The sequence below is a fragment of the Bdellovibrio sp. KM01 genome, assembly GCF_013752535.1.
Lineage (GTDB): Bacteria > Bdellovibrionota > Bdellovibrionia > Bdellovibrionales > Bdellovibrionaceae > Bdellovibrio.
The window spans coordinates 3327227-3346130 of sequence record NZ_CP058348.1 but is presented as its reverse complement, the minus strand read 5'-3'; the positions used below and the strand labels follow the sequence as shown (position 1 = coordinate 3346130).

The 18904-nt window shown below is 45.6% G+C and carries 22 protein-coding genes; 11 read left to right on the top strand and 11 right to left on the bottom strand.

Features of this window, described 5'->3' with window-relative positions:
• Positions 1 to 54 precede the first annotated feature (54 nt).
• Complete coding sequence (locus HW988_RS16055; RefSeq protein WP_181605178.1) at positions 55 to 1251, bottom strand: exo-beta-N-acetylmuramidase NamZ domain-containing protein; 1197 nt, start codon at positions 1249 to 1251, stop codon at positions 55 to 57.
• Between the two features lie 77 nt (positions 1252 to 1328).
• Complete coding sequence (locus tag HW988_RS16050) at positions 1329 to 1880, bottom strand: transposase (protein ID WP_181605177.1); 552 nt, start codon at positions 1878 to 1880, stop codon at positions 1329 to 1331.
• 417 nt (positions 1881 to 2297) lie between these two features.
• Here HW988_RS16050 and HW988_RS16045 point away from each other — a divergent pair, with 417 nt between their 5' ends.
• Positions 2298 to 2486, top strand: a complete 189-nt coding sequence (locus HW988_RS16045) for a hypothetical protein (protein WP_142701462.1) — start codon at positions 2298 to 2300, stop codon at positions 2484 to 2486.
• Here HW988_RS16045 and HW988_RS16040 read toward each other — a convergent pair.
• The 4 genes from HW988_RS16040 to HW988_RS16030 all read right to left on the bottom strand — a co-directional run bounded on the left by HW988_RS16040 (position 2483) and on the right by HW988_RS16030 (position 5149).
• Positions 2483 to 3355 (bottom strand): AraC family transcriptional regulator, encoded by an 873-nt coding sequence (locus tag HW988_RS16040; RefSeq protein WP_181605176.1) that lies wholly within the window; start codon positions 3353 to 3355, stop codon positions 2483 to 2485. The genes HW988_RS16045 and HW988_RS16040 overlap by 4 nt on opposite strands.
• Before the next feature lie 5 nt (positions 3356 to 3360).
• Positions 3361 to 4497 carry a patatin-like phospholipase family protein gene (locus tag HW988_RS16035; RefSeq protein ID WP_181605175.1) on the bottom strand — a complete coding sequence of 379 codons (1137 nt, stop codon included), beginning with the start codon at positions 4495 to 4497 and terminating at the stop codon, positions 3361 to 3363.
• Between the two features lie 144 nt (positions 4498 to 4641).
• Positions 4642 to 4770: a hypothetical protein gene (locus HW988_RS19175; RefSeq protein ID WP_255490073.1), complete on the bottom strand. Its 129-nt coding sequence runs from the start codon at positions 4768 to 4770 to the stop codon at positions 4642 to 4644.
• Positions 4771 to 4789: 19 nt separating this feature from the next.
• On the bottom strand, positions 4790 to 5149 hold the full coding sequence (locus HW988_RS16030) for a hypothetical protein (RefSeq protein WP_181605174.1): 360 nt from the start codon (positions 5147 to 5149) through the stop codon (positions 4790 to 4792).
• Between the two features lie 181 nt (positions 5150 to 5330).
• Between HW988_RS16030 and HW988_RS16025 the strand changes: the two genes are divergently transcribed.
• From HW988_RS16025 to HW988_RS16015, 3 genes are read left to right on the top strand one after another with little or no spacing between them, the layout of a single operon-like run.
• Entirely contained in the window at positions 5331 to 5696 is a 366-nt protein-coding gene (locus tag HW988_RS16025) for a hypothetical protein (protein ID WP_181605173.1), read from the top strand.
• Positions 5696 to 7174, top strand: coding sequence for a hypothetical protein (locus HW988_RS16020; RefSeq protein ID WP_181605172.1), 1479 nt, complete (start codon positions 5696 to 5698; stop codon positions 7172 to 7174). The genes HW988_RS16025 and HW988_RS16020 overlap by 1 nt, the downstream gene beginning before the upstream one ends.
• 12 nt (positions 7175 to 7186) lie before the next feature.
• The gene (locus tag HW988_RS16015) at positions 7187 to 7570 is read left to right on the top strand and encodes a VOC family protein (protein ID WP_181605171.1); all 384 of its coding nucleotides are present in this window, start codon (positions 7187 to 7189) and stop codon (positions 7568 to 7570) included.
• Position 7571: 1 nt separating this feature from the next.
• Here the strand turns inward: HW988_RS16015 and dtd are convergent, their stop codons facing one another.
• Complete coding sequence (gene dtd, locus HW988_RS16010) at positions 7572 to 8009, bottom strand: D-aminoacyl-tRNA deacylase (protein WP_181605170.1); 438 nt, start codon at positions 8007 to 8009, stop codon at positions 7572 to 7574.
• A gap of 58 nt (positions 8010 to 8067) precedes the next feature.
• Positions 8068 to 9771 (bottom strand): ATP-binding protein, encoded by a 1704-nt coding sequence (locus tag HW988_RS16005; RefSeq protein WP_181605169.1) that lies wholly within the window; start codon positions 9769 to 9771, stop codon positions 8068 to 8070.
• 213 nt (positions 9772 to 9984) lie between these two features.
• On the opposite strand from HW988_RS16005, the gene HW988_RS16000 reads away from it, so the two are divergent.
• Positions 9985 to 10374, top strand: coding sequence for a hypothetical protein (locus tag HW988_RS16000; RefSeq protein ID WP_181605168.1), 390 nt, complete (start codon positions 9985 to 9987; stop codon positions 10372 to 10374).
• Positions 10375 to 10418: 44 nt separating this feature from the next.
• Here HW988_RS16000 and HW988_RS15995 read toward each other — a convergent pair whose 3' ends face one another.
• Complete coding sequence (locus HW988_RS15995; protein WP_181605167.1) at positions 10419 to 11924, bottom strand: sensor histidine kinase KdpD; 1506 nt, start codon at positions 11922 to 11924, stop codon at positions 10419 to 10421.
• 217 nt (positions 11925 to 12141) lie between these two features.
• On the opposite strand from HW988_RS15995, the gene HW988_RS15990 reads away from it, so the two are divergent.
• The 5 genes from HW988_RS15990 (at position 12142) to HW988_RS15970 (ending at position 16535) form a co-directional block, all read left to right on the top strand.
• The gene (locus HW988_RS15990; RefSeq protein ID WP_181605166.1) at positions 12142 to 13614 is read left to right on the top strand and encodes a DUF1254 domain-containing protein; all 1473 of its coding nucleotides are present in this window, start codon (positions 12142 to 12144) and stop codon (positions 13612 to 13614) included.
• 230 nt (positions 13615 to 13844) lie between these two features.
• Positions 13845 to 14525, top strand: coding sequence for a hypothetical protein (locus HW988_RS15985; RefSeq protein ID WP_255490071.1), 681 nt, complete (start codon positions 13845 to 13847; stop codon positions 14523 to 14525).
• Between the two features lie 43 nt (positions 14526 to 14568).
• Positions 14569 to 15213 (top strand): iron-containing redox enzyme family protein, encoded by a 645-nt coding sequence (locus tag HW988_RS15980; RefSeq protein WP_181605165.1) that lies wholly within the window; start codon positions 14569 to 14571, stop codon positions 15211 to 15213.
• 71 nt (positions 15214 to 15284) lie between these two features.
• The gene (locus HW988_RS15975; protein ID WP_181605164.1) at positions 15285 to 15698 is read left to right on the top strand and encodes a hypothetical protein; all 414 of its coding nucleotides are present in this window, start codon (positions 15285 to 15287) and stop codon (positions 15696 to 15698) included.
• Positions 15699 to 15758: 60 nt separating this feature from the next.
• Entirely contained in the window at positions 15759 to 16535 is a 777-nt protein-coding gene (locus HW988_RS15970) for an ABC transporter substrate-binding protein (RefSeq protein ID WP_181605163.1), read from the top strand.
• A 66-nt stretch (positions 16536 to 16601) separates the two neighbouring features.
• Here the strand turns inward: HW988_RS15970 and HW988_RS15965 are convergent, their stop codons facing one another.
• Positions 16602 to 17084, bottom strand: coding sequence for a DUF4423 domain-containing protein (locus HW988_RS15965; protein ID WP_142701443.1), 483 nt, complete (start codon positions 17082 to 17084; stop codon positions 16602 to 16604).
• Positions 17085 to 17170: 86 nt separating this feature from the next.
• Positions 17171 to 17686: an SAM-dependent methyltransferase gene (locus tag HW988_RS15960; protein WP_181605162.1), complete on the bottom strand. Its 516-nt coding sequence runs from the start codon at positions 17684 to 17686 to the stop codon at positions 17171 to 17173.
• A 128-nt stretch (positions 17687 to 17814) separates the two neighbouring features.
• Between HW988_RS15960 and gcvT the strand changes: the two genes are divergently transcribed.
• Entirely contained in the window at positions 17815 to 18897 is a 1083-nt protein-coding gene (gcvT, locus tag HW988_RS15955; RefSeq protein WP_181605161.1) for a glycine cleavage system aminomethyltransferase GcvT, read from the top strand.
• The last annotated feature ends 7 nt before the right edge of the window (positions 18898 to 18904 follow it).

Below are 18904 nucleotides of genomic sequence, written 5' to 3'. Positions count from 1 at the left end.
TCACGACTAAAAACAAAAGCCCGGATTCTTTCGAACCGGGCTTTTTTGCTCTTCTTATTTGTAGAGAAGATATTTCTTTCTCTCTTTTTCCCAACTTTTTTCGTCCTTAGACATTGCTTTGTCCAAATCCTGAGGAGTGGATTTTTTATCCTCGATCCAATTTTTCAATGCGGGTCCACCGTTGATCACATCAAATGCCAAGCGGTCTTTAACGTACTCGTAAGCAAAATCACGATAGATTGGATAGTTCGGATGCATTTCACGAATTACTTTTAACATCAAAGCGGTCAGGCGGAATGGCTTAAACGCTTCGTGCTTATAGGTCGTCGTATCTGTATGGAATTGGAAGCCGTGACAAAGTTTACCAACATGTTTGTGGAATGTCGGTTCAAAATAGCACTCACGCAAAGTGACACCTTTGTGCCATTGTGGAGCTTTCTTTTTCATTCTGGTCAAAACTTCAGAGAAATCGATATCCGAAGCCCCGATCACTTCCAATGCGCGTGTCGTTCCACGCCCTTCAGATAATGTCGTGCCTTCGATCAAAACTGTTCCGGGATAGGCACGTGCCATGTTCAGTGAAGCTGCGTTCGGTGATGGATTCACCCAAGCTCGTTTTATGTCCCAACCAAAACCGGGAGCTTTGTTAGGTGCATAGCCCTTCATTTTAACAACCTGAAGTTCTAGATCCATTTCATAGTATTCAGCGAAATATAGCGCTAGCTCGCCCACAGTCAGACCGTGGCGCATTGGAATGGGAGCGGCCCCTACGAAAGATTCCCAACCTGGTAGCATGCGGAAACCCTCAACCGGGCGACCTGCCGGATTCGGACGATCCAAAATGATGACCGTCTTATCAAGCTTCGCGCATTCTTCCATCACATACAGCAAAGTCGTGATGAAGGTATAAATACGGCAACCCAAATCCTGAAGATCGAAAAGTAAAACATCAAAGTGCTTCATCATTTCCGCGGTGGGTCTGCGCACCTCGCCGTACAAGCTAAAGATAGGAATTTTATGAACAGGATCGATAAAGTCGGGGCTTTCGATCATATTGTCTTGCTTGTCTCCACGCACACCATGTTGGGGGCCGAATGCACAAGACAGTTTAATTTTTTTTGCCAGAAGATCCAGGCTGTGCTCAAGATTTTCATTTACGCTGGCAGGGTGGCAAACCAAACCAACACGCTTTCCTTTCAGGGACTTCAACATTTTTGCATCGGAAAGCAAAACTTCAATACCAAGTTTCATTAATTAACTTCCTTGTTAAAGCAAAATTGTAAACCGATCCGGGGGGTGATTCAAATGGATTTGCCCGGGGCCGATACCTAGACCCAAAGGTTCCTCAGCTCCTCCTGACTTAATCCCCGCAGACGAGTTTTCGAATAAGCCCGACCATTGGCTTCACACTCGTTTAGCTGGATATAGTCCCTGACGATCCCATAAGCCTTGTAACCTTTAACCACGCGGCTAAAAGGTCGATGCCTCCAAACCTTCGGCCCCTCGTTCTTTGAATCGAAGGTATCGGTCAACCTCTGAACAAACTGCCCCGCCACCACCCGCATAAAACTTTGCACTTGCGACCGACGCCCACCCCGAATCAACAGATGAACATGATCGGTCTGCACAGAAAACTGCTCAACTTTCACAAAGAATTTGGCAGCATACTTTTTTATTAAACGAGTCATCAGCCAAAAACTGCGAGGATGACGAAGCCCGCCTCGCACAGAAGATTTGTTGAGTTTGAAAACAAGATGAATGGGATCCTTGGTCGAAAGGGGTCGCGCACCACGGCCTTTGGAAGATTTGCGAAGTGTCCCACCATGGCAATGGCGATACTTCCAATGAGTTTGAAGAGGTAAGAATGTTTGCTGCTTCATAGCGGTGGTTCCTTTCTGCATTGACCGATACCCTTGATAGACGAGTTGGAGCTGCAAACGATGGATCGACCCTGATGCTGAACCATTTCTCTGCGAAGCACTCTCATCGGCGTACTTCGGACAGTCCATTCTTGGTGGGGATCGCGATTGGGGGACTGGAGATTGCGGGGGCTTTTTTTGGGGGTCGCTAGGGGAGCGGGGGTATCGGTCATGGGCCTCAAATGACTGATGACCGATACCCCGGAGGTTAGGGAGGGGGGGGAAGGTAGTGGTTGTGGAAGGAAAAGTGCTGGGGCGCTCGAGGCGGATCGTGGGGGATTGCGGGCGAAGGAAGGAAATTTGTGCTAGTCCATGGGGAATTCCTCCATGGCTAAAAAGAGTCGGATAGGGTAGGATTAATAGCTGAAGGAGTCTTGTATGGACAACGGCACAATGTTTGTAATCGGTGGCGCAGTCGTGATCTCGATCATTAGCTTTATGGTCTATGCGGTGCTGGCGTTCTTTTTCCCGGAATGGGTGGGAATCACTGGTAAAGTGGCTCTGAGTGCAGAACAAAGTCATGGCGAAGGCAAAGAAGCGCCCGAGCACATGATGGATAAGTTTTAGTTCTTCTTTTTAGGGGGAGTTTTACGAAACTTCCCTGCACTGATCTTCATATTCTTTTTCAAAAAACGGCTGAAATAGTTCGGATCATCGAAACCCAGACTGTACCCAATCTCTGAAATACTCAATTCTGAATAGGATAACAATCGTTTTGCTTCGAGCATGCAGCGATTCAGAATATACTCTTTGGCCGAGGGTCCTAATACCCGTTGGATCTTTGCTGATAGGGCTTTCGCGGTCAGTCCCAATTTTCCCGCATAGAATTCGACCTGATGCTGTTCATGGAAATTTTCTTCCACCAGATCCGTGAATTGCGAAATCACGTCGTCGTTTTCCGCCAACTGACGGTCCGCTGCTTTGCTGATGCGAAGCGCTTCCAGCAGAATCAGGCTAAGATAGCTTTGCAGACACATCTCAAAGTTATCGCCTTGATGTTGAAATTCCACTTCCATCATTTCCAGAAAGGTTTCTGAGAAAATATGATTGCCCTTGGGAATTTTGAAATGATCCGGCACCTGACGACTGTGTTGCGCAAGCTTGGACTTACCCATGAAATCTTTGTCGAAAGACTCCTCGGTGTATTCGATCACAAAGCCTTTGCTGCGTGCTGAAAGTTTCCAACCATGCATTTGCCCGGGCTTGATCAAAAAGACCTGAGAGCCCTTCACCGGATATGTGGTGAAATCAATTTCATGATGGCCTTCAGAGGAATGCACGATCACGATTTGATAAAAGTCATGCTTGTGTGGAAATGGAACTTTGGGGTTTAAACGCTCTTGCAGGCGCTCGACACGAATATCCCCACGACGAGCCATTTTCACTCCGAGTGATTCCAGGGGATGACGTTTTTTAAGTTCTTGTCGCGGGCTCATGGGACCTATTTCAAAAGGAATTTAATTAATTCTTCCTTGTGAGCATAGCCATCTTTGCGACCGATTTCTATAAGATCCGAGCAGAATGTTGGATCAAACATCAAATAGCTGATGATTTCACTGGCGTCCTGCATGCTGCCAAGTCCCTTCATCAAATAGCGAATGATGCGTGGAAGCTTTGCGGCTTTTTGCACGGCCATTTCACCGATGTCTTCAGACGGGGAGATGAACAAAAAGTCCAAGGGACGAAGTGCCACTTTCTTTTGTTGTTCCGGCGTGATCGCAGATGCGTATTCATTCAGTCGGCGAAGTTTTTCGATATCCTGTTCAACTGCATCCAGCAATACACCATTTAAGATTGTATTAATCACGCGAGCCAAGCTTGGAGCCGTGTCTGTGCTGCCTGCATGCAAGTCATAAGCAGTGGAGCCTTGCAGGCGCACACCGATGACCATTAACTTTTCTGCGCCCAGATAAATCACCGGACTGCAGGGGGCGTGATTACGAACAGCACCATCACCAAAGAATCTTTCATTCACTTTGATCGGAGGAAAGATCAGTGGAATCGCGGCAGAAGCCATAATGTGTTCTGTCGTGATCGCACTGTATTCGCTGCGCTTGCGGCCCTTGTCCCATGAACCAAGGTCGCCTTTGCTTTGCACGAATGATGTTGTTGCTGATTTTGCGTAATCGATAGAAGTGATGCAAAGAGCATCGATATGACCTTGCTCAATATTCACCTGCACGCGCTCATAATCCATATTACGACTGATCAAACCACGCAGGGGAGTCGTATCCAAAAGACCACGACCCGGAGTTGTTCCAGCGATGCCACCCAGGGAAAGTTCTTTCAACCACTGAATGCCGATTTTACCCATCGTCATCGAGTCCGTTGAGAACACCTGATCAAAATGCACTTCACTCCACAGGCGAGCCAGGGATTCCGTCGCGTATTTATAATCGTTGGCATTACTGGCCAGGGAACTTGCATTGATCGCGCCGGCACTCACACCAGAAAGAAAATCGAATTTCAGAGGAACACCAGATGACTGCGCGATCTCATAAGCAGCGACCAGAACACCTGCTTGATAGGCACCGCGTGCGCCGCCGCCGGAAAGAACTAATCCTGATTTTTTAGTCATGTGGCTAACTCCTCGATCAATGCAAAATACTTAATATTTATCGGCATTTTCAGGCGGGAGCTGTAAAGAATGGAAGCAGAAGTGAGGAGACTAGTATTAGGTGCAACCACTCGGCTAAGGTCGAGATGGGTGTTGCTTTCGCTTTTAAGGCATCACCAGATACACGTACATAAGCATCACGAGGGCGCCGACACCCAAAAGGATGGCGGCGATGGATCCAAGAAGAACGTAGAGTTGTTTTGAGCGAGGTTCTGTCGTTGGATCCAATTCCATCGTGATTCCTTATTTAAAACTATTTGCAGTTCAAAACGCCAAGACCGCGGTCTACTTGTGCGTTTGAAGTTTCTTTCGCAACGATAGCTTTACCAGCTGTCACTAGAACTTTCAATTTTTCGCCACCAGGAATGTTTTCAACGCAGCTCATTTGAGTCAAGTTGTTAGAAAGTGTGCAGTTCATCTCTGCAGTCCACTCACGGTAGTCGAATGCCAATTCACCTTTCATGAAAGTAGGGATTGCAGTCGGAGTCGCTTCAAACTCAACATAGGTACCAGAATCCAAAGTGCCCGCACAAACGATGTTTTTAGGATTCACATCAGCAAATGCATTCAAAGAACCAGTAACGATAAGCGCGATAACAGCGATAAGTTTCATAGGGGATCTCCTTTAAATTTGATGCCAGACTTGTAAACCAATGGCGGCAAAATTGAAAGTGAGGATTGTGTTAACGCAATTATTACGGCGCCCTGAATAAATAGTGGAGTCATCAAAAGACAAAGGGCTGGGTTCTTAAGGTCTGCTTGGAGGCCTTCCCGGCTTACCTTAGAATGAAGAAATGAAGCTATTTCTGATAGTTACCTTCTTTTCATCCCTGACATATGCCTCTCAATACACTTTGGATCGCACCAATAAAATGGGCCTCCGAAAAGTCACTACAATCGAGGAGTCACGAGGGCATTACATCTTTGATGGCAAAGACTTGGGTACAAAGCTTCCCCTCAAAGTGAAAACCTCATGGAACGCGATCAAATATCCTCCCGCTCGTAAGCCCGCATCCAACTGCTGGTCAGGAACATTTTCATTTACCAAAAAGGATGGCAAGAAAACTTCAATCATTCGCGGCTGCACAGAGGGCGCCGAATATGGAAATATGATCGGCCAAATCGAAGTCCTGCGTAGTTATGCGTTGGGAGTAAAGTAATGATCAGAAATATTTTTCTGTCAGCAGTGAGTGTTATTGTTTTGGGAAGTACTTCTGTCGCTGAGACCTTATCAAACAACGAATTGACTGCTCTTTTAGGAAAAGTCGATCGTGTTCGAGAAGCCATCAAGGTATCGGCGCAACAAACTCAAGCTTGTACGCCGCCTTCTCCAGAATCCTGCAGCTTTGAAAGCTATTGTGGGAAATTAGCCGAACGTGGATCTGAGGCTTATCTTTATCAGGATTCTGAAGGGTATCAAATTCCTAATTATTCATACTTATTTTTTGCTGAAGAAGCTGAGATCTGTGCGCGAAATGTTCATCCACCACTTATAGATGATCCGTTTTTTTATCCCGAACAGTTTGTTGATGTTGAAAAAGCGGGTGGGAAAGAAAATCTTCAAAAGAATCAGCAAAAGTTGGCGAAAGCCACGGATCGCATGAAAAGTATTTATGAAGATACGAAAGCCCATATCATCAGCATTCTTAATAAAAGAAAGACCGAGTCGAACAAAGCACAAATCGAAAACATGATTGAACGTGTGAAAAGTGTTCGCGTGAAAATCGGGACACCGGGTCCCGCGGAAAAGATGGCAGCCCAAGGTTGTGAGACACCGAATGCTGCATACAACATGCAATTGCATGAGTTGATGATTTGCCCACAGGTCATGAACATGCCGGAATCAAGTTTGTTCACAGTGTTTGGACATGAATTGGGACATTCATTCGATCCATGCGCTGTAGCGATGGACTTTACCAAAACAGGTGCAAAGTTTCCAAATTGGATGAATAAAATTGTCGCGTCGAGTACCGGACCTGTTGCCTTCAAAGGAATGGCAGCTGGAGAAAATCCATTCGGCTCAGTCATTTCATGCCTGGAATCTCCTTCCTCTATTCATATTAAAATTCCCGATAAGAAAGAACTTAAGAAAGTGATCAATTCCCAACTGTCTCAACTTGATAGCTTTGTGGATTCTGGCCAAGACCAAGAAGACGGAGAAGGAAATGAAACGGTTCGTGCAGGTATTGGAGCCCGAGACGCCACTCGCGCGGGCTTGGAAGATAGCTTAGACAATATCGATAAGTACTATGATCAGTTCAGAGGCTGTCCGGACATATCGGGTAGTGTTTTCATCGAAGAAGCTTTTGCCGATTGGGTGGCATCACAGGCGTTAGGTGAAAAGCTGGAATCACTTCCAGCTGCAAAAAAATCAGAATATGCTTTCGCAGCACCCGGAGTTTTCTATAGTGCGACTTGTCCCGCTTTAGTTGCGCAGTCATATGCCAAAGCAAAAGCCATGGCTCCGAAGTGCGCATCCCTCCAAAAATTTTCTGTCGCTGAAAAAGGCGAAATGGGTGAGTTCGGACTTCCGCATCCAGAAATGGCCGAGAGAGTAAATCGCATTTACTTTGCGAAACCTGAAATCAAAAAGGCGCTGTCTTGCCAAAGTGGCGAAACCGGAACAGAATGTAAATAATCCGGAGGTTTCATGATCGATCATACAGGTGTCGCCGTAAGTGACTTCGCTAAGAGCAAAGAGTTTTACAGCAAGGCTTTGGCTCCATTGGGCTATAAAATGCTGATGGAACTTTCTGCAGCCATTACCCAAAGTGCAGATGTTGCGGGATTTGGCGAGCCACCCAAAGCTGACTTTTGGATCAATAGCGGCACTCCACAAAAACCCCACGTGCATGTCGCGTTTCGCGCGCAAACTAAAAAACAAGTTGACGAGTTTTATGCTGCCGCATTAGCGGCCGGTGGGAAAGACAATGGCAAACCAGGGCCACGTCCACATTATCACGCAAATTATTATGGCGCTTTCGTGTTAGATCCAGACGGCCACAATATCGAAGCGGTCTGCCATCACGAATAGATCAAACTTCTAAAATCAAAGTGACGGGGCCATCGTTGATCAGGTCGATCTTCATGTCGGCCCCGAAAGCTCCGCCTTGAGTCGGAAGACCCGCCGTGCGGCTGAGTTCCAGGGCTCTGTTATAAAGAGGCTCCGCAAGTGCGGGTGCTTCAGCGCCGATAAAACTGGGACGATTTCCTTTGGATGCATCACCCAATAACGTGAATTGCGAAACCAGCAGGTGTTCGCCACCGATATCTTTCAAGGATAGATTCATTTTGCCGTCGGCATCAGGAAACACGCGAAGTGCGGCAATTTTGGTAATTAACTTTTGCAGCTGAACTTCGGTATCGCCCTTGGCAACTCCAAGCAAGGTCAGAAACCCGGGGCCGATAGAAGAAATTTTATTACCCTCGACAGTAACGGAGGCGGAAAGAACTCTTTGAACAACGGCTTTCATGTTGACTACCTTTTCGATTTATCGAAAGTAATCAAAACGAAAGCCGATGTCAAAATGACTAGTGGGCTAAGCGGTGGGATCCCGCTTCGAGAGTGTTGATTAAACGCACGGATGAAAAAGGTTTTCCAAAGAATTCATCGAATCCTGCGGAAAGTGCTTTATCGTGGTTATCTTTGTCATTGAAGGCGGTGACCGCGATCGCCGGGATTTCTTTTTCCAGGGGAGTTTCTCCGGCACGAACTTTTTGAACCAAAGAAAAACCATCCTCGAGCGGCATGCTTAAATCACTCACCAAAGCATCAAAATGAAAAAGACGGGAAATGCGAATGGCTTCATCCACGGAACTTGCTGTTTCAACTTCCGCGCCTGATTTGCGTAAAACCGCCTCGACCAGCTGGAGACAGTCCGGATCATCATCCACAGCGAGGACATGAATCCCTTGAAGTGGTTTTAGAGGATTAGCCTTTGCGTGTTCGTGAAGGGCATCATCGGAGTTCACATTTTTTTCTTCGATTAAAGGAATAACCACTTCGGCAGTCGCGCCTTTTCCTTCGCCTTCGCTGCTAAGGTTGATTTGTCCATTATGTTTTTCAACCAGATATTTACTGATGGATAGTCCCAAACCTAATCCTCCATGTTTGCGTGTCGTTGTGCTATCTGCTTGAAAAAATCTGGTGAACAGATGTAATTGGCTTTCTTTCGAAAGGCCCACACCGGTATCTTTAACCGTAATAACGGCGCCGGGGCCACGTTTTTCCACGGAAACTAAAATTTCTCCGCCATCTTTAGAGAATTTAATGGCGTTTATTAAAAGATTTGTAAGGACTTGTTGCAAACGAAGAGAGTCGCCAATCACCAAAGCTTCTGGAACCTTTGCTGCAAATTGAATCTCAATGTTTTTCTTGTGAGCTTCAGTTGCGACTGAAGCCAGAGTTTGTCTTGCGACGTCGACCAGATTCACCTCAGAGTTATCCATACTTAAACGGCCCGCCATAATTCTTGAAGAATCCAAAAGATCTTCGACAATATGGGCTTGCGTTTTAGCGTTGCGATCGATGACTTCCAGTCCACGCTGCATGTCTTCAGGCGTTGCTGCCGCATCTTTCATAATCTCAGTCCATCCCAAGATTGAATTCAGGGGAGTTCTTAATTCGTGGGACACAGTCATTAGGAAAAGATCTTTAGCCTCGTTTACTTTTTGGAGCTCGGTCACTTTGGCTGAAAGGGAATTAAATAGGTTCACATTTTCCATCGCAACTGAAACCGTGTCGGCAAGAGCTTGGATAAGTTCCAGTTCCTGTTCGGTGCATTTGTGTTGTTCGGCCCAGTAAATGCCAATTGCGCCAATGGGATCCTCGCGACGTATAGGAATCATGGCGAGACTTTTAACAAAGGTTGGTTTGTAAGCTTCCAAAGGAATACGGGCATCTTGGTAAATGTCCTCGATGATGACAGCTTTTTTGTTCAACATTGCCCAGCCACTGATGCAGGAGTGCATAGGGAATCGTTGGCCTTTCCACAAAGGGCTGATGGCATCTTCGTCCGCATAAAAGCAGAAGGTATTATCTTTTAACACGAAAGTTGCGCCGTCAGATTGCGCGATTTCTCGCGCAGCGGATCTAACAAGAGCCATGATATTTTCAAGATCACGAGCTGCAGACAGTAATTGGACGACGCTGACTAAACGATCAACTCTTTTAACGTAGCTGTTTAAGTCATTTGTACCGCTGGTGCTACTGCTACCGCGCACAGTTTCTGTCATAACTCCTCCGATGAAAATCAAACATAGTTTACTAAACAAATGTTTGCATGTTCCTCTTACAAAGAGATAACTGACACGACATATTATAACCGTTTCTGGTCTCACCGCAGAACTGTTTAATTATTTAACAATCGAGTAATACATACAGGTTTGAGTTGGCAAATGGAGTTAGTCTGGGTCCTGTGTTAAAGGTGGGTTTTACGGGAGTAGAATATGAAATTTCTAGCGTTAACCTTGGTGACTTTAATGACTTCAGCATCGTTTGCGAAAATCTCTTCCACAGAGATCGATCAGCTTTGTCTGGATCTTTTGATCAAAGAATCCCATCACATTCAAGCGACGGGGGATGTTCACGAGGGCGAGCTTTTAGCTGATATTTTAATTCCTGCTAGCCAACGAGAAAAGTATCCATCGACGGTAATCGAAAATACTTGCATTAAGATTTCCTATGACGGCATTTACGAGTGCAAACTATTTATCACAGCCACGGCGAACGGTGTTCCAATGGGTGAAACGTATATGGAATATGCTGCTTGGGTTGGTGCTGACCAAAAGCCAACATCCATTCTTAATGAGTTCGTCGAGATTTCTCGCGGTCACTAATTTATAAACTGGCCCGCCACACAGTGAGGGGCCAGTTTGCTAAATTATTGCCACTCAGGGGCGTGATTGCCCTTGATCACAACGTTAGTCTTTTTCATCGAAGCGCCCACAGGGCGACGACGAGGCAAAGAGAATGTCACAGTTGTTCCGCGGCCAGGCTGGCTTTGGATTTGAACGGTGCCACCGTGAGCTTCAACGATAGTTTTCACAATCGCTAGTCCAATGCCAGCACCTTTTTCAGCGGTCTTCTTTGCCTGCCAAAAGTTTTCAAAAATAGTCGGCAATTGGCTCGAAGGAATTCCCGGGCCATTGTCGATCACAGAGACATTTACAAACTTTTGGTCGCTGCGAACTTTCACAACCACTTTCTCACCTTTAGGGCTAAACTTAACAGCATTTCCAATCAGGTTAGAAAGTACACGCAGGACGCGTTCGTTATCATAGAAAGCTAAAACGGGAGGGTTGACACTGTCGATCTGTAAGCGAACGTCATGTTGCTTCGCCATTGGCTGCATCAGCATGCGGGCGTTGTCCAGGACGTTATCTATAGAAAGCTGATCCATCCTAAGTGTCAGACCATCCATTTCCATATTTTTTTGATCGCGAATATCTTTGATCAAGCCTTCAATCGTCGTCACCGTGCTTTTTACCAGCTCGCCACTTTCGACGATATTTAATCCTTGAGGAGTGGTCGCCATGCGATCCGCCGTGGAAGCAATCATGTTCAAGGAATCCTGAAGGTCATGAGAAATCGCGAATAAAGTCTCGTCACGGTCTTGAACGGCTTTTTTAGCTTGTTCGTAGAGGCGTTTTTGCTGTGCCAATTGGAACGCCTGTTTTCTGGAAAGACGAATCACTAGATACGCCATACTCAGGAAAATAGCTGCCAAAGATCCCGTCAACCAAGTCATGCCGAAAGGAATTTGAGTTTCAGCCTGAGTTGCCGCTTCTTTGATTTCTGCTTGAGCTTTGTCGATTTCTATTTGATGCAAATGCACGATATCATCAAAAGCGTCATTCAATTGCGAGCGCAAAGGATTCGTACGAGCCTGATAAAATTGACCGACGATTTTTGATTCCGTTTTCTTATCACGGTGCTCAACGGCTTGGTCGAAAAACTCCTGACCTTTTGTTTCAATATCCTTAATGCGTTTTACGATTTCGGGAACACCAGGCAGATTGTGCTCTTTTTCAAAAGCCGCCAAAGAATCCAATAGTGATTCTTTTTCTTTCTTTTGTTTTTCGTAAATTGATTGGGATCCCAAAAGGAAATAGGCCCGGCCATTATCCAATTGTGATGACGCGAGATTGCGTAAACGTTCGACCTCAATCAAAGCTGATGGGTCAGCATGTGTCGTGATGCTGTTTGAGGCCACGCCCTGGCGAACTCGCATGGCATATCCCCATGCTCCAACCAAGACCGCAACAAAAACCGCTGACAGGACTAACAATGCCTTTTTTTCGAATGTCGATTTGTTTTGAACTGGCGACATTTCCTGTTTTTCGTTCTCTTCCAATAAGACTTCAGTGTTGTTTGTATTTGTACTCATACAAATTGAATAACAACTGAAGACTGGTTTAACAACCCTGAACATTAGAAAAAGGTAACAAGTCTAGTCGAAAATCCGTGTTCCACTAACGTGTGTGAATTTCATTTGAAGATTCCTTCAAACGCGCTCCCACTGCATTTGTGCAGGCGATTCGCAATTTGCTCGTGATTAGTCTTTTTCACTCTAAAATATACAAACAAATGCAAATGGAGTCGTTATGAACAAGAACCTGCTGTTTTGCGGTTGCCTTATCTTCTGCTCTCTTACGTGTTTTGCAAAATTGGAAAAATCAGAAATTTTAAGTACCGGGTTTCCCAGCGATAAGTTTGTCATGTCAGCGCAGGACGATCAGGATTATCAGCGCGCACTCACGGCCTATCGCTTTTGGTACCCCACGGTTTCTGCGGAAAGCATTTTTAACGGCAATCGCGAAATTGGCGTCGCCGATCAAAGTATTTCGGTGGTTGCGGCACAGCCTTATCACATCGGCTTCACTTTAAATTCCGATACACCTTATGGCGGTGGAGTGCTGGATTTGAAAAATGGCCCGATGGTGATTGATGTTCCCCCGGGGATGTACATTGGCCTGGTGAACGATCACAATCAAAAATGGATTTTGGATTTTGGTTTGCCGGGGCCCCATGCGGATAAAGGTGGTAAGCATCTGATCCTGCCGCCGAATTATCGTGGCGAAATTCCCAAGGGTTATCAGATTGGCCATTCAGCAACCTACAAAAACTTAGTGGCAATTCGTGCATTGCCAACTGATGGCGATATGAATAAGGCGATCCAGGCTTTATCAAAAATTAAAATTCATCCTCTGAACAATCCCGAGCAGCTGATGAAGATGGTGAACGTAACGGCCCAAAGAATGGATTCGACTCCTTTACGTGTGGAAGACAACATCCAGTATTGGCAGACGTTGCATAAAGTTATTTCTGAAGAGCCCACCAGTCCTGAGTACTCCGGCATGTACGGACTGTTAGAGAGTTTGGGCATGGAGCGCGGTAAGACCTTTAATCCTGACAGCCGCATGAAAGGCATTTTGGAACGTGCCGCCCGTGACGGTAAGGCGCAAATGATCGTGGCGGCATTTGCCGATCCTCGCCCCGAACGCATTGCCTGGAAAGATAGAAAATGGGAGTGGGTGGGGTATATTTCTAATAACGGCAATTTTGCCACTGCGGACGGGATCGATATGCAGGCAAGAGATCGTTGGTTTGCACAAGCCATCGTGACTTCACCAGCGATGTTTGCGCGAGTACCAGGGGCGGGTTCACTTTATTGGATGGGACTGCGCGATTCGAAAGGTGCCTTTTTGGACGGTGGAAAGTCATATAAGCTGACAGTTCCATACCCTGTACCGAACAGACTTTTTTGGTCGGTGACAGCGTACGATGCAAAAACACGCAGTCAGGTTCAAACTCCACAAAACAAAGCTGCTTTGCGTTCCTTGATTGAATTAAGTGATATCCCTGAGGGAACAAAAGAAGTGACTCTGTATTTCGGTCCTAAAGCGCCGGCAGGCAAAGAAAAGTATTGGATTCAAACGACTCCAGGTAAAGGTTGGTTTGCCTATTTTAGAATTTACGGACCAACGGCTCCAGCATTTGATGGAACCTGGAGGCCTGGAGACTTTGAGTCGATAACTTTTTCTTCGTCTTCAGAAAGAATCGGTCTAAATCAATAACTAAGTCTTGTTTATGTCGCGAAGTTAATGAAAGCGGGCGTTCGGCCCGTTTTTTTTTAACTCAATTTGTCTCGCTCTGGAATGTTGTCAATTTTTCCTGGTCGTATCGAACTCAGAAAGTTGGAGTGAATACTCTGTTAATCTTGAAATAGCACGTTTGAAAATTGTACCAAAAAATCTGTCTTCAAGTTCGCCTCTACAACATCCGAAAAATTCTCGCGGAGGACTTTATGGGGCGTATTCAGTATCATTTATTTAATCCAAGATCACTTTCCGCTGATACCATCAAATTAAGCAACGACGTCTATGAATTATGGAAGACAGTTTATACAGACGTGCTTGGTAAAGTCGGCGAGCCATTGAATCCAGATGATTTTCATCGCTGCGATGTGATCGTCGCGCTGACGGATGACGGCAAGGTATTTGGGTTTCACTTGTATAGTTCGTTTGATTTGCGCTCGAACGCGCTTTTGGATCATCACTATATGAAGGCCTTTGACGATATCATCATCGGAAAGTTCAAAGCTCTGGGCATCAACAATATGATGAGCATGGAATATTTGACGGTGTCTCCGGAATATCGCTCGCGCAGTTCCGAAGTAAATTGGGCCGAAATTATCATCGCACTGGGAAGCCGTGTGATGGAGGCAGGTCCATGGGATTGCTTGGTGGGGACGGCTCGCCGCGATCTGAATGTGCGCCGCAAAGCTGCGAAAAGTGGAACTAACTACTTCGGTAGTGTCATCAAGATGAATTACGAGTGTGAGATTTTAATGACCAAGAACGGAGAGGTTCAGCCTTTGGCAGAGCCTAAGTTGGCATCGCTGGTGGATAGGTTGTGGGCGGAAAAAATGAACCACACGAATCTGTTGGATGAAAACCGCGTTATCCCACTTAGAAAAGTCGCTTAATTTTACATTTTTATCAAAGTCCATATTAAGAAAAGGGAACAAGATGCAAAACAAGAACGTAAACGAAGAACTAAAAGAGCTTTTGAAATACTCCAAACAACAAATCGAAAGCTTTCCGTGGGAAGACAAACAAGCGTATTCAGCTTGGGTTTCTCAGACTTATTATTTTGCTCGTCACACGACGCGCTTGTTGGCGCTGGCGGGGGCACGCACTGAATTTTCTGCGCCAGAGTTCCATAATCGCTTCCTGGCACATAGTGGTGAAGAGAAAGGTCATGATAAATTATTGGTGAACGATCTAAAAACTTTGGGCAGCAAGATGGAAGAGTGGCCCGAGATGCCAGGCACCTGCGCACTTTATCAAACGCAGTACTATTATATCGAGCATGAATCTCCAATGGCATTCTTTGGATATATCCTGGGTCTTGAAGCCCTGGCGGCCTATTTCGGTGATCATATTAATGCACGCGTGGAAAAAGCGTGGGGTCCCAAAGCAGCACACTTTGTGCGAGTGCATGCTGAAGAAGACGTAGGCCACACAGATGAGGCTTTGACAAAGATCGCAAGCCTGCCGCCGCATCACCAGACAACGGTGATCCAAAACCTTAAGCAAACTTTGAGCTATTACGAACAGATGCTGAACGAGTGCAAAGGCATGGCAAAGGTTCGAGTCAATAAAGCCGCCTAGCTGTATCACTTAGAGACAGTCTCAAAGCGGTCCGTTGAGGGCCGCTTTTTTTTAGCCGATAAGCAAATGTCATGAGTAAAGATCCGTCGCAGTACAAGTTTAACCTTGAGCGAGAACTCGCTCAGTTGAAGGTTTTTCGTGCCTATCTCCTGAATTCAATATTCTGGGGTGCGATTGCGTTCTCGATGTACTCATTGTTTAATTTCGGTTCTTTAGTGATGGATAGTGGTACCACTTTTCATCAAGATTTCGCGAGTTCTTCTGATGAACGTAAAACCTATATGGCTTGTGTGATGATCATGCGAACCATAGACCCGTCAGCCACTGAATTCAGTACCTGCGAACCATACAACAGCATGGACAAGATTAAAAAAGGCACAGTGGCCACAGCCGAACCTATCGACGGAGAGTGTCCTCCGAACTATCGCTTAAGCACTAACTTCGGCATGCCTGTTTGCAAAGCCGAACGCCAGGCCGTCAAATAACAACTTCTGTATTTTGATGGTGATGTTCCCGGGAAATCTAAACATCGCTATGATGGCAACATGAATTTGTTGGTCGCTTTATTTTCATTACTGCTAATGGGAGCCTCTGCGAATCGCGATGATAGTCGTTTGACCTTTGTCGGTTACAACATGCCACCCTTCTACATGCGACCCGATGCCACGGGTATTTCTGGTGCTGTTCACGAAATCATCCAAGAACTTTGTGAAAGAGAAAAACTTTCCTGCCGCTTTACAATTCTGCCGTTCGCAGAAGCTTTGAAAAATATTGGTGATGGAAAAATGGAGATGGGTGGTCCTGTCGCTAAGACTCCCGAGCGCGAGAAGCTGTATTACTTTTCCACGCCAATATTTCACTCCAGCTTGGCATTCTTTGGATTGGAAAAAAATGTTAAGAATATTAAAAGCTATAAAGATCTGATGGGAAAGAAAGTGGGAGTGACAAAAAACTCAATCCCTTATGACAGTCTTTCCGAGATCAACGAGGGACTAAAAAAGAAAATTAATATTCTTCCGCAGAAGGATCCTTTGGTAACGGCAAAAATGGCGGAGCTTGGAACTTATCACTTGGCTTATTTGAACGAGGATTATGGAAAATATTGGATCAAACGCTATCGCAGTAAGATTCAAGAAGTGCCAGAGCTAAAGAAACAAGTGGATTATTACATCATTTTCTCGCGTAAATCGATGACCGACGCTCAATTTGCAACGATCAATGCGCAAATTAAGAAAATGATCGAAGAGAAAGTCATCGAGAAGATCGCGCAGAAGTATGGACTTCAATCAATCGAATGGCCCGCGATTGAAAGACCCGATTAGGAAATAAAAAAACCGAATGCTTTTAAGGCATTCGGTTTTTCTGATTTTAAAAATCAATATGCAAGATTAGTCGTTTAGACCGAAGCCAGAAACCGGAAACATAGAAACAGAGATCTGATAAGTTTTGCCCTGTTGGCTAGCGCCAGCATCCAACCATTGCGCAAGGTCTTTGCGGAATGATTTGATTTTTTCTTTCGCTTCTTCAAGGCGAGCTTCATCAACTGTGATTGTGATAGTTGATTGTTCGCGATCTTCACTTGGCATCTTTTCTAAAAGACGCTCGAGTTTGCGTTTCATCTTTTTCTCGCGGCTTACTTCTGCGAATTGCTGAAGCTGCTCGCCGGGCAAATTCAAACGCTCACCAAACATACGGATCGTTCTCATCGTTACCGTGCGTTTGCCGTTAAGAATTTTTGACAAGAATGATGAATCCACTTCCAAGTGTCTTGCGAAAGCACGCAAAGAATAACGTGGATAGTTTTGACTGCGACGAGCTAACTCGTCCTCAAGGAATTGGCGAAAATCTGAGTTTTTAATTTGTTCTTGCATGGCGACAGTTAGTATTTGCAGGGGACCGAATAATCAATTCTTTGTTCACAGTCTTACAGCAATTTAATAGAGCCAAAGTGATTGCGTCAAATTTTGCAAATTTTATCGAATATCAATAGCTTACGAACTCGTCCGTTTTCCGGAACATTACAGAATTTGGTGAATTTATATGCAGTTTTGAAAGGTAAAAACTCATCCAAAAAGGCGTCCAATTTGTCTTCATAGTTGTGTGTGCTGATGATGTAGCGGCTGATAAACCCCGAATTTTTCTCGTGAATTCCGCGCATGATGTCAGTGATCGTGTGTGTCCCCACGCCGATGATCACAACAGTTCCTGAAACTTGGTGCGTCAAACTCTCTCCACTTTGCGACCAAAAGAACGCGCGTTGATGCTGTTCGTACTTTCGATGCTTTTGTTCGAAGCGCTCTTTCAATTTTTCAATAATATGAGGGACCTGATCGACGAAATGAACTTCGGGAAAGCGTCCACTGCGATACGCGCTGAGTCCCAGATAACCGTGATCGCAGCAAAAGTCCCAGACAGGCTCGTCAGGAATCAAATGGTCATAGGCCGCTTGTATGCGATCGGAAAGTTTGAACATGCGCAGATACCTAGCATACGGCCTGCGCCAAGGCTATGGCGTACTTTGCTTGAGCCCACGCTTCTTTGGACGGCGTTACATTGCGAGGGTTTCTTGACTGTTATACGAGGGCATTGGAGACTGCGCGCATGAAAAAAACTCCGTTAGCTGATACACACGTTTCTTTGGGTGCCCGCATGGTGGATTTTGCCGGTTGGTACATGCCTGTTCAATATGTTGGTCTTCGTGAAGAGCACGATAATGTTCGTAAAAACGTTGGCCTGTTCGACGTTTCTCACATGGGAGAAATCCGTGTGAAAGGGCCTAAGGCTTTAGAAACTTTGGAGTGGTTAACGACGAATGATGTGGCTCGCCTGAACGACGGCGAAGCTCAATACTCTCTTCTGCCAAATGACCAAGGTGGTTTGGTTGACGATATCATCGTGTATTGCCTGACTAAAAATTCTGATTACCTGGTGTGCGTGAACGCTTCTAACAAAGACAAAGACTTTGCTTGGATGACCAAGCATAACAAGGGCTCCGACATGACGGACGAGTCTGATAAATGGGGTCAAATCGCGATTCAAGGGCCAAAAGCTTTGGAACTTTGTGATCGTGTTTTTGGATTCAAAGTCAGCGAAATGAAACCTTTCACAGTTAAATCCGGTAAGTTCCAAAACCATAACATTATGGTGGCAACGACAGGTTATACTGGGGAAAAAGGTTGTGAAGTGTTCGTAGACGCAGCCGGAACTCCAGTTCTTTGGAATGAGCTTTTGGCTCAGGGGAAAGATTTGGGAGTGGCTCCCATTGGTTTGGGCGCGCGCGACACTCTTCGTACTGAAATGAAGTATTCTTTGTACGGTCACGAGATCGATGACACGACGAATCCTTACGAAGCAGGTCTTGGTTGGGTTATTAAACCGGCCAAAAAAGACTTTATGAATAAGGCGCAAATCGTTGGGGTCAAAGAGGCCGGATTGAAGCAAAATCTAGTGGGATTTAAGATGCTCGAGAAGGGCATCCCTCGCCAAGGTTACTCCCTGTTTTCTTTTGACAATAAAGAGATCGGAAAGGTAACTAGTGGTACTCACTCACCAAGCCTGGATGAACCAATTGGCATCGCATTTATCGATGTAGCTTATGCCAAAGAGGGGACTGAGTTCCTTCTAGATATCCGTGGTCGTAAAGTGAAAGCGGTTGTTGTTAAAACGCCATTTATTTCGAAATAAGGAGCAC